At 65.4% G+C, this 10,610-nt stretch carries 11 protein-coding genes; 1 reads left to right on the forward strand and 10 read right to left on the reverse strand.

Translation table 11 applies throughout. The annotated features are described in order from the left end of the window. Positions 1–275: 275 nt before the first annotated feature. From tsaE to glmS, 4 genes are all read right to left on the reverse strand, one after another. On the reverse strand, positions 276–755 hold the full coding sequence (gene tsaE, locus ACLQ62_RS09670; protein ID WP_411721420.1) for a tRNA (adenosine(37)-N6)-threonylcarbamoyltransferase complex ATPase subunit type 1 TsaE: 480 nt from the start codon (positions 753–755) through the stop codon (positions 276–278). Continuing rightward, the gene (gene alr / locus ACLQ62_RS09675; RefSeq protein ID WP_411721421.1) at positions 752–1,858 is read right to left on the reverse strand and encodes an alanine racemase; all 1,107 of its coding nucleotides are present in this window, start codon (positions 1,856–1,858) and stop codon (positions 752–754) included. Before alr ends, tsaE begins: the two co-directional genes overlap by 4 nt. After that, positions 1,855–2,244, reverse strand: a complete 390-nt coding sequence (locus tag ACLQ62_RS09680; protein WP_411721422.1) for a holo-ACP synthase — start codon at positions 2,242–2,244, stop codon at positions 1,855–1,857. The genes alr and ACLQ62_RS09680 overlap by 4 nt, the downstream gene beginning before the upstream one ends. 98 nt (positions 2,245–2,342) lie before the next feature. Then, complete coding sequence (gene glmS, locus ACLQ62_RS09685; RefSeq protein WP_411721423.1) at positions 2,343–4,193, reverse strand: glutamine--fructose-6-phosphate transaminase (isomerizing); 1,851 nt, start codon at positions 4,191–4,193, stop codon at positions 2,343–2,345. 34 nt (positions 4,194–4,227) lie between these two features. On the opposite strand from glmS, the gene coaA reads away from it, so the two are divergent. Continuing rightward, positions 4,228–5,184 carry a type I pantothenate kinase gene (gene coaA, locus ACLQ62_RS09690; protein ID WP_411721424.1) on the forward strand — a complete coding sequence of 319 codons (957 nt, stop codon included), beginning with the start codon at positions 4,228–4,230 and terminating at the stop codon, positions 5,182–5,184. Between the two features lie 60 nt (positions 5,185–5,244). Here the strand turns inward: coaA and glmM are convergent, their stop codons facing one another. From glmM to ACLQ62_RS09720, 6 genes are all read right to left on the reverse strand, one after another. Beyond that, a complete protein-coding gene (glmM, locus tag ACLQ62_RS09695; protein WP_411721425.1) occupies positions 5,245–6,606 on the reverse strand; it encodes a phosphoglucosamine mutase in 1,362 nt (453 codons plus the stop codon). 27 nt (positions 6,607–6,633) lie between these two features. Then, positions 6,634–7,119, reverse strand: coding sequence for a 30S ribosomal protein S9 (rpsI, locus tag ACLQ62_RS09700; protein WP_411721426.1), 486 nt, complete (start codon positions 7,117–7,119; stop codon positions 6,634–6,636). A gap of 28 nt (positions 7,120–7,147) precedes the next feature. Beyond that, on the reverse strand, positions 7,148–7,594 hold the full coding sequence (rplM, locus tag ACLQ62_RS09705; RefSeq protein WP_411721427.1) for a 50S ribosomal protein L13: 447 nt from the start codon (positions 7,592–7,594) through the stop codon (positions 7,148–7,150). Positions 7,595–7,731: 137 nt separating this feature from the next. After that, positions 7,732–8,649 carry a tRNA pseudouridine(38-40) synthase TruA gene (gene truA, locus ACLQ62_RS09710; RefSeq protein WP_411721428.1) on the reverse strand — a complete coding sequence of 306 codons (918 nt, stop codon included), beginning with the start codon at positions 8,647–8,649 and terminating at the stop codon, positions 7,732–7,734. A gap of 257 nt (positions 8,650–8,906) precedes the next feature. Beyond that, complete coding sequence (gene rplQ / locus ACLQ62_RS09715; RefSeq protein WP_411721429.1) at positions 8,907–9,455, reverse strand: 50S ribosomal protein L17; 549 nt, start codon at positions 9,453–9,455, stop codon at positions 8,907–8,909. 48 nt (positions 9,456–9,503) lie between these two features. Then, positions 9,504–10,496: a DNA-directed RNA polymerase subunit alpha gene (locus ACLQ62_RS09720; protein ID WP_411721430.1), complete on the reverse strand. Its 993-nt coding sequence runs from the start codon at positions 10,494–10,496 to the stop codon at positions 9,504–9,506. Between the last annotated feature and the right edge of the window lie 114 nt (positions 10,497–10,610).

The raw sequence follows: 10,610 nt of genomic DNA on the forward strand, positions 1-10,610 counted from the left end.
AGTCAGGAGTGGGCCACTTCAATATTCACCACCATCGAGCGCTCCCGGAATGTGATTATGCATAGCGGCGAGCTTGACATGCCCGATGTCGAACGGATCGGTATTTCGATGCGCGACTGGAATAAACAGGTCGGCCTATAGCGCCTGACTTGCGGAACCGTTTGCGCCCACAACGATGTCATCGTTGTAGCGCGGGGCACACATGCGCGGAGTCGATCGCGGTGAGCACATGAAGAGCCCCGCGCCGTCGATCCAGCCTACGCGGTCGGGGCCGGTCAGGCGTGGCCCAGGTCGTGCCGGGTGATCCGGATGCGACGGGGTTCGTCGGCCGGGTCCGCGTCGTTCTCGTCGCTGTCGCCGGCGCCCGTCGGCCGCTCGATCTCGATGTCGATCCAGCGTGACGCGACGGCGTCGATCATGCCGCGGCCCCATTCGACGAGAACAACGCTCCCGGCGAAGTCGATGTCGAGGTCGTCGAGTTCGATGGCCGCGCTGAGGCGGTAGGCGTCGACGTGCACGAGCGGAGGACCGCCGACGAGGCTCGGATGCGTTCGGGCAAGCACGAAGGTCGGGCTGGTCACGGGTCCCCGCACACCGAGGCCTTCGCCGATGCCGCGGGCGAGCGTCGTCTTGCCTGCGCCGAGCGGACCGGTCAGGACGAGCAGGTCGCCGGCCGTGAGGGACCGGCCGAGCCGCACACCGAACGCGTGCATCTCCTCGGGCGTGGCCACGACGAGGTCTCCTGTCCCGATCATTCGGAGTACCGCCGGGAAACCCGCGCGCCGATCCGGGTGACGATGTCGTAGTTGATCGTGCCGGCCGCTGCCGCCCACTCCGAGGCGCTCGGCGCACCGGCTGCGGGATCCCCGAACAGGATGACGTCGTCGCCGACCGCGATGTCGGCGTCACCGATGTCGACGACGAACTGGTCCATGGCGACGCGACCGGCGACGCTGTACCGGCGACCGGCGATCAGCACGGGGCCTTTCCCGGATGCCTGGCGCGGCACTCCGTCCGCGTAACCGAGCGGTACGAGGGCGAGCGTCGACTCATCGGCCGTGCGGTAGGTGTAGCTGTATGACACACCGGTCCCGGCTGGAACCCGCCGGACAGCGGCGATTCTGCCCCGCAGGGTCATCGCCGGGGTGAGGCCGAGGTCCGCCGAGCTGCGGTTCTCGAACGGTGACAGCCCGTACATGCCGATACCGATTCTCACCGTGTTGAAGCGCGCGTCGGGCAGGTCGATCGCCGCCGCCGTCGCGGCAAGATGCATGAGGTCTGGGCGAAGACCCTCGCCGTTCGCCAGGGCGAGTCCACGGTGAAACACGGCGAGCGCCGCTCGGTCGTCGGCGGGCGAGGTGTTGGAGAGGTGGGAGAAGATCCCCCGCACGCGCAGCACCCCGAACTTTTCGAGTTCGGCCGCCCGGCGGAACAGGTCTGCCCACTCCGCCTCGACGACGCCGTTCCTGCTGAGACCGGTGTCGAGTTTCAGGTGGACGTATGCCGTTTCGCCGTCGACGGCATCCGCGATCTCCTCCAGCTGGGCGGCGGAGGACACCCCGAGGTCGACGCCGGCCCGAATCGCCACTGCGAAGTCGGCGCCGTTCGGGTGCAGCCAGCAGAGAAGCGGCGACTCGATACCGGCCGCGCGCAGCGCGAGTGCTTCCTGGATGTCGGCCGTCCCCAGCCAGTCGGCCCCGCCGGCGAGCGCCGCCCGCGCGACCGGAACGGCTCCGTGGCCGTAACCGTCGGCCTTGACCACAGCGATGAGGTGCGGTGTACCGATCGCCTTTCGAAGCGTTCGGATGTTGCTGGTGACCGCGTCGAGGTCGATCACCGCTTCACGGAACGCCGTCATGCGGCATCCGTTCCCGTTGGGGCGGGCTGGGGATCTGCCCGCTCGGCGATGACGAAGGCGATCGCGGCACCGGCGTCGTGGCTCATCGACAGGTGGAGGGATGTGATCCCGCGAGCGGCCACGACGGATGCGGTCTCCCCGGTGAGCTCGAAACGCGGGTCGCCCTGCGCATCGTTCGTCACTGTGATTTCGAGCCAGTGCACGCCGTCGGAGCTGCCGAGCGCCTTGATGAGCGCTTCCTTGGCGGCGAACCGCCCGGCCAGGGAACGGAGCGGCTTGTCCTGCTCACTCTCGTGGAACAGGCGATCCCGCAGCCGCGGCGTCCGGTCGACCGCGCGTTCGAATCGCGCAAGGTCGACCAGGTCGACGCCGATTCCGACGATCACGCTGCTCCCCTCTGGCCGGAAGGCCCCGCCTGCAGCACCGAGCCGACTCGACAGTGCTTCTCGACAGTGCCTCTCGACAGTGCCTTTCTCGGTTCTGTTTACTCGACGGTGACGGACTTCGCCAGGTTGCGCGGCTGGTCAACGTCGAGTCCCTTGGCGCTCGCGAGCTCCATGGCGAAGATCTGCATCGGGATGACGGCGAGGAGCGGCTCGAACAGCGGAGCGGCCAGCGGGATGCGGATGACCACGTCGGTGAACGGCAGCACCGAGGCGTCGCCCTCTTCCGCGATCGCGATGACCTTGGCACCGCGAGCGCGGATCTCCTGGATGTTCGACACCACCTTGGAGTGGATCGTTGCTGACGCGCGGGGGCTCGGCACGACGACGAAAACGGGCTGCCCGGGCTCGATCAGGGCGATCGGGCCGTGCTTGAGCTCACCGGCAGCGAAACCTTCGGCGTGGATGTAGGCGAGTTCCTTGAGCTTGAGGGCACCCTCGAGTGCAATCGGGAATCCGACGTGGCGGCCGAGGAACAGCACTGCGCGTGAGTCGCTCATCCAGCGTGCGAGCTGGACGACGACATCCTGCTCGCCGAGAATCGTGCGGATTTTCTGCGGGACGCCGACCAGTTCGGCCGACTGCTCGGCGAGGAACTCCGGTGTCTGGGTGCCGCGCACCCGTGCGAGGTGCAGGGCGAACAGGTACAGGGCGGTGATTTGCGCGACGAACGCCTTGGTCGACGCGACCGCGACCTCCGGTCCCGCGTGTGTGTAGACGACGGCGTCCGATTCGCGAGGAATCGTCGCGCCCTGGGTGTTGCAGATCGAGAGCGTCTTCGCGCCGGCGTCGCTGGCATATTTGACCGCCATGAGCGTGTCCATGGTCTCGCCGGACTGGCTGATCGAGACGACGAGCGTCTGGGGGGTGATGACCGGTTCACGGTAACGGAACTCGTGGCTGAGTTCGACGTCCACCGGGATGCCCGCCCACTTCTCGAGCGCGTACTTGCCGACCTGGCCGGCGTATGCCGCGGTGCCGCAGGCGATGACGACGATGCGGTTGATGTCGGTGAACAGCTCGTCGAGCCCGTTCAGCTCGGGAATGACGACCTGGCCGTTCTCATCGATGCGGCCGCGCAGGGTGTTGGCGACGGCATCCGGCTCTTCGTCGATTTCCTTCGCCATGAAGCTGGACCATCCGCCCTTTTCGGCGGCGGAGGCATCCCACTGGATTTCGAACGGCTCGACCTCGACAGCGGCTCCGAAGAAGTCGGTGACCTCGACCTTGTCGGGGGTGATGGAGACGATCTGGTCCTGGCCGATGGCGAGGGCACTCCGGGTGTACTCGACGAACGCGGCGACGTCCGACGCGAGGAAGTTTTCCCCATCGCCGAGTCCGATGACGAGTGGCGAGTTGCGGCGCGCACCGACGACGAGGCCCGGCTGTTCCTCGTGGACGGCGAGGAGAGTGAAGGCGCCCTCGAGCTGTGCCACGACATTCTGGAACGCCGCGCGCAGGTCCTTGGTTTTGCGGTATTCGCGGCCGAGCAGCACGGCGGCGACTTCGGAGTCCGTCTCGCTGATGAAGCTGAAGCCGTCCGCGAGCAGTTCCTTCTTGAGCGGCGCGAAGTTCTCGATGATGCCGTTGTGGATGAGGGCGAGTTTGCCGTCATCGCCGAGGTGGGGATGAGCGTTCTGGTCGGTGGGGGCGCCGTGGGTCGCCCAGCGGGTGTGCCCGATGCCTGTGTGGCTGACCTCCATCGCGCTGTTCTTGACATCTCCGGCGAGAATAGCGAGCTTTCCGGCGCGCTTCCGGGTGCGGATCGCACCCGTCTCATCGATCACCGCGACGCCCGCGGAGTCGTACCCTCGATACTCCAGTCGGCCGAGGCCGCTGAGTAGGACATTGATGCTGTCATTGTTGCCAACGTAACCGACGATTCCACACATGGGCTCAACGATAGCGGCAATAGACTGGGAACCTATGTCGGACCCCTCCCACGGCTCAGCGTCGCATGCCCAGTCGACGCCCTTCGTCGAAATCGACCGTTCGGATTGGGCGAGGCTCTCCCCGACCACGGAGTCACCCCTGACCGATGCCGAGGTCTTCCAGCTGAGAGGTCTCGGTGACCGCCTCGACCTGAACGAGGTCGCCGAGGTGTATCTGCCGCTCAGCCGCCTGCTGAGCCTGTACGTTGCCAACGCCAAACGATTGCACGAGTCGACGAGCGCGTTCCTCGGCGAGAAAACCGAGCGCACGCCGTTCGTCATCGGCGTCGCCGGGTCGGTCGCCGTGGGCAAATCGACGGTCGCGCGGCTCCTGCGGGAACTGATGTCGCGCTGGCCGGACACACCACGGGTGGAGTTGATCACCACAGACGGATTCCTGCACCCCAACGCGGAGCTGGAACGCCGCGGCATCATGGCGAGGAAGGGGTTCCCCGAATCGTACGACCGGCGTGCCCTCCTCCGCTTCGTCAGCGCCGTGAAAAGCGGCGCCCCTGAGGTTCGCGCGCCGTTCTACTCGCACCTCAAATACGACATCATTCCCGACGCACAGGTCGTCGTCCGCCGTCCTGACGTGCTCATCGTCGAGGGCCTCAACGTGCTGCAGCCCGCAGGCAACGGCAACCGGCTCACCGTGAGCGACCTCTTCGACTTCAGCGTCTATGTCGACGCCCGCGTTTCGGACATCGCAACCTGGTACGAGGAACGGTTCATGGCTCTGCAGCGTGGAGCGTTCACGAACCCCAACTCGTTCTTCAACGTCTACGCATCACTCACCGAAGATGAGGCGCGGGAGAAAGCCAGGTTCTATTGGCGCGAGGTCAACGAACCGAACCTCCTCGAGAACATCCGGCCCACCAGGGCTCGCGCGAAGCTCGTGCTCCGGAAGGCATCTGACCACACCGTCAGCCAGGTTCTTCTCCGTAAGGTCTGACAGGCCCAAGGCCCTGCCTGTGCCGCGATGAGCGGAACACGCAGTGCCTTCTGTTCAGGGTCAGACGGTGAGGCGTTCACGCACCACATCGGCGAGGGCGTGAGCCAGGCGATCGGCCGTCGGCTGGTCAGCCGCTTCGACCATGACGCGGACGAGCTGTTCCGTTCCGCTGGGCCGAAGAAGAACGCGCCCGGTGTCGCCGAGCTCCTTCTCTGCTGACAGCACGGCGGCCGCGAGGATTTCGTCGGTGTGGATGCCGTTGCGATCGACATCCTTCACGTTGACGAGGATCTGCGGATAAACGTCCATCACCGAGGCAAGCTCCGCGGCGGTCTTGCCGGTGCGCGCCATCTCGCTGACGAGGTGAAGTCCCGTCAGGATGCCGTCACCTGTCGTCGCGAACTCGCTCATGATGACGTGGCCGGACTGTTCACCGCCGAGGGCGAAACCGTGCTCATTCATCTCTTCGAGGACGTAGCGGTCGCCGACCTTGGTCTGCACGATCGAGATCCCGTGCTTCTCCATCGCGATGCGAAGCCCGAGATTGCTCATCACCGTGGCGACGAGGGTGTCGTCGGTGAGGTGGCCGCGTTCCTTCATCGAGACCGCGAGGATCGCCATGATCTGGTCGCCGTTGATGACGGCTCCGTTCGCGTCGACGGCAAGGCACCGGTCGGCGTCTCCGTCGTGCGCGATGCCGATGTCGGCGCCGTTTTCGATCACGGCCTGCGCGAGGAGGTCGAGATGGGTGGACCCGACACCGTCATTGATGTTCATGCCGTCCGGGTCGTTGCCGATGATGGTGAGCGTCGCGCCCGCATCGCGGAACACCTCAGGAGAGACGCCCGCCGCGGCACCGTGCGCGCAGTCGAGGACGACGTGGATGCCGTCGAGTCGGTGAGGAAGGCTCGCGAGGAGGTGGACAACATACCGGTCCTCCGCGTCGGCGAAACGGCGGATGCGGCCAACCGCTGCCCCGGTGGGGGCGAGGTTCGGTTCGGTGAGGTACTGCTCGATGCGAGCTTCAACCTCATCGGGAAGCTTGCGGCCACCACGGGCGAAGATCTTGATCCCGTTGTCGGGAGCAGGATTGTGGCTCGCCGAGATCATGACACCGAAATCTGCGTCGATGTCGGCGATGAGGAAGGCGGCAGCCGGTGTCGGGATGACTCCGGCGTCGAGCACATCCACACCGCTGGAGGCGAGGCCAGAGGCCACAGCGGCAGCGAGGAAATCACCGGACACGCGGGGGTCACGGGCGAGCACGGCGACCGGGCGCTTACCGGCGGCACGGCGGGCCTCAGCACTTCGGCCCTGCCCAAGCACCACTGCGGTGGCTTGGGCAAGGCCGAGAGCGAGGTCTGCCGTCAGGTCGACGTTCGCGAGACCGCGAACACCGTCAGTACCAAACAGGCGGGGCATCAGAAGCAGTCCAGAACCGAGGCGCGATTAGCGCTTCGAGAACTGAGGTGCCTTACGTGCCTTCTTGAGTCCGGCCTTCTTGCGCTCCTTGACGCGAGCGTCACGGGAGAGGAAGCCGGCTTTCTTGAGGGTTGCGCGGTTGTTCTCTTCGTCGATCTGGTTGAGCGCACGCGCGATACCGAGTCGGAGGGCTCCGGCCTGGCCGGAGGGGCCACCGCCCGAGATGCGCGCGATGACGTCGTAGCCACCGGCGAGGTCGAGAACCGTGAACGGGTCGTTGATCAGCTGCTGGTGCAGCTTGTTCGGGAAGTAGTCGGCGAGTTCACGGCCGTTGACCGTGATGGTGCCGGAGCCGGGGACCAGGCGCACGCGGGCGATAGCCTGCTTACGACGGCCGACGGCTGCGCCGGGCACGCTCAGGGCCGGACGTGCTGCCGTGGGGGCTGCCTCGGTCGGCGTCTCGGTGGAGAAGCTCTCCGGGGTCTCTGCGATGGAATCTGCGATATTCGCCACTGTAGGAATCCTTATGTCTCTTCGGCGCTTACTGGGCGACCTGGTCGAGGGTGTACGTCTTGGGCTGCTGAGCGGCGTGCGGGTGCTCTGAACCGGTGTAAACCTTCAGCTTGCGCAGCTGCGCGGCGCCGAGGGAGTTCTTGGGGAGCATGCCGCGAACAGCCTTCTCCACCGCACGGCCCGGGTTCTTCTCGAGCAGTTCGGCGTAAGTCACGGCCTTGATGCCGCCCGGGTAACCCGAGTGGCGGTAGGCCTTCTTCTGGAGGAGCTTCTGGCCGGTGAGGGCAACCTTGTCGGCGTTGATGATGATGACGAAGTCACCGGTGTCCATGTGGTTGGCGAACGTCGCCTTGTGCTTTCCACGGAGGAGGACGGCAACATGGCTGGCCAGACGGCCGAGCACGATGTCAGTGGCGTCGATGATGAACCATTCTCGCTGGATCTCAGATGCCTTGGGGGAATAAGTGCGCGTCACAGTAGTGCTGCTTTCTTGTCGTAAGTTGGTTGCTCGTGAATCCCGCTCCGTTGGGAGTTCCAGAACTGGAACGCCGCAGGTGGAGGGCTCAACTTCGGATGCCGCGCTGCAGTCAGCACAGACACCAAGGAGCAATCTTAGCCGCCATCATCGTCAGGGTCAAACTCAGCGAACGGATCCCGTCCGTCGGTCAGGGATCTGCGCTGCCTGGTCAACTCGGCTCGCTGGCCGAGGAGGGCGTCTGACGGATACCCCACCTCGGCGAGGGTGAGCCCGCGAGCCGGCATGACGGCGAACTCGTTCGAGCGCTCGAGTTCGCTTCGGAGCCGCTCAGCGTCGGCCACCCCGAGCTTTCCCTCCCCGACGGCGACGCACACGCCGACGAGGGCACGCACCATGCTGTGGCAGAAGGCATCCGCTCGGACATCCGCCACGAGTACGCCGCGGTCGTCCCGGATCCAGCCGAATCGCTGGAGCGTCCGGATGGTGGTCCGGCCCTCACGAGGGCGGCAATAGGTGGCGAAGTCATGCAATCCGACAAGTGACTCGGCGGCGGCGTTCATCGCGTCGACATCGAGTGGCGACGGGTGCCAGACGGTCTGCGCCCGCTCGAGCGGATTGCGGAAGGAGATGCTGTCGGCGATGCGGTACTCGTAGCGGCGCCACACGGCCGAGAAACGGGCGTCGAATCCGTCGGGGGCTGGAGCCGCGTTCGTGATCAGGACGTCGGGGTACTGGCCGAGCACACCGTTCACCTTGCGGCGCAGCGCACTCCCCGTTGGGTGGAGTCCGTCCCTCGGCGGTCGACCGCGTCGCACCCGAGCCGCCCGGTCCTCGTCGAGATCGATGTGGGCGACCTGCCCGGTGGCGTGCACGCCGGTATCGGTTCGCCCGGCGACCGAGACCCGGATGGTTTCACCGTGGCGCCCGAGGATCGTCGTGATCGCCTCCTCGAGGACGCCCTGTACGGTGCGCAGCCCGGGCTGGATCGCCCAGCCGGCGAAATTCGATCCGTCGTACGCGATGTCGAGTCGGAATCGCTGCGGCTGGGTCACGGAGCCAGTTTACGAGAACCGCTCAGCCCTCCCGGACGAGCGCCCCCTCGACACCGACCGAGGCGCGCACTCAGCAGGAGCCGCGGCCGCGAAAGCGACGATTCTTCCTGTCGAGCGTGTAGAACACACGGTTTTCCCGGTCGAACGTGCGGCACCCGCCTGAGGTGAACCACGGCGACCCACGGCGAATGGCCAGGAGGCGCAAGAAACCCCGGGTGTCCTTGCGGACACCCGGGGTTTTCTCGTGAGCGGGATGCTTACTTGTCGTCGGCCTTCTCAGCCTCGACGGCCTCTGCGTCGGCTTCGACAGCCTCAGCTTCGGGGGATTCGACGGGAGCCTCTTCGACTGCGGCGTCCTCTGCCACAACCTCGGTCTCCTCTGCCGGAACGGCAGCTGCCGGCATTTCAGCCTGGCCGGTGGTCTTCGACTTCTTCACCTTGGGGGTGACGGGCTCGAGAACCAGTTCGATCTGCACCATGGACGCGTTGTCGCCCTTGCGGAAACCGAGCTTGGTGATGCGGGTGTAGCCACCATCGCGCTCGGCGACGAGCGGAGCGATCTCGGTGAAGAGCTCGTGCACGACCGTGGTGTCACCGATGATGCGCATGACACGACGGCGAGCGTGGAGGTCTCCGCGCTTCGCGAACGTGATGAGTCGCTCAGCGACCGGGCGAAGGCGCTTGGCCTTCGTCTCGGTGGTTTTGATGCTCTTGTGGGTGAACAGGGCAGCGGCCAGGTTGGCGAGCATCAGGCGCTCGTGCGCTGGGCCGCCTCCCAGGCGGGGGCCTTTAGTGGGCTGAGGCATTGTCGTTATTCTCCAGTATCAAAAGTGAAAAGGCGTCGAGGACGAGCCTTAGTTGCTTGTCTCGTCTTCGTAACCCGAGTAGAAGTGGGCGCCGTCGAATCCGGGAACCGAATCCTTGAGCGAAAGGCCCATTTCCACGAGCTTGTCGCGAACCTCATCGACCGACTTCTGTCCGAAGTTGCGGATGTTCATCAGCTGCGTTTCGCTCAGTGCCACGAGCTCGGACACGGTGTTGATGCCCTCGCGCTTGAGGCAGTTGTACGAACGCACAGACAGGTCCAGGTCCTCGATCGGAATCGAGAGTTCGCTGGAGAGGACAGCGTCAACCGGCGCTGGGCCGATCTCAATGCCTTCAGCGGCGTTGTTCAGCTCGCGGGCGAGGCCGAACAGCTCAACGAGGGTCGTACCGGCGGATGCGATGGCGTCGCGCGGCGTGATGGCCGCTTTCGTCTCCACATCGACGACCAGACGGTCGAAGTCGGTACGCTCACCGGCACGAGTCGCCTCGACACGGTAGGTGACCTTGAGCACGGGCGAGTAGATCGAGTCGATCGGAATCTGTCCGGCCTCGGAGAACTCGTTGCGGTTCTGGGTAGCCGACACGTAACCACGGCCACGCTCGATGGTCAGTTCAAGTTCGAACTTGGCCTTGTCGTTCAGGGTCGCGATGACGAGCTCGGGGTTGTGAACCTCGACGCCGGCCGGAGCCGAGATGTCGGCGGCGGTGACCTGGCCGGAGCCCTGCTTGCGCAGGTACGCGGTGATCGGCTCGTCGTGCTCGCTCGAGATGACCAGACCCTTGATGTTCAGGATGATCTCAGTGACATCTTCCTTGACCCCGGGAACGGTGCTGAACTCGTGCAGGACTCCATCGATGCGGATGCTGGTGACAGCAGCGCCGGGAATCGAGGAAAGCAGGGTGCGGCGCATCGAGTTACCGAGGGTGTAGCCGAAGCCGGGCTCGAGAGGTTCGATGACGAACCGGGACCGGAACTCCGAAATGTTCTCTTCGGTGAGCGTGGGGCGCTGTGCGATAAGCACTATTGATTCCTTTCGGCGAAGTGTCCGCTATATGACACTTATTGGCGAGTTGTTAAATTGTGTGTCTCGACGAACCCGCCCAGCGGGACCGTCGCGGTGAACGGCGAGTGAGCC

Source organism: Mycetocola sp. (assembly GCF_046716805.1).
Classification (GTDB): Bacteria; Actinomycetota; Actinomycetes; order Actinomycetales; family Microbacteriaceae; genus Mycetocola_A.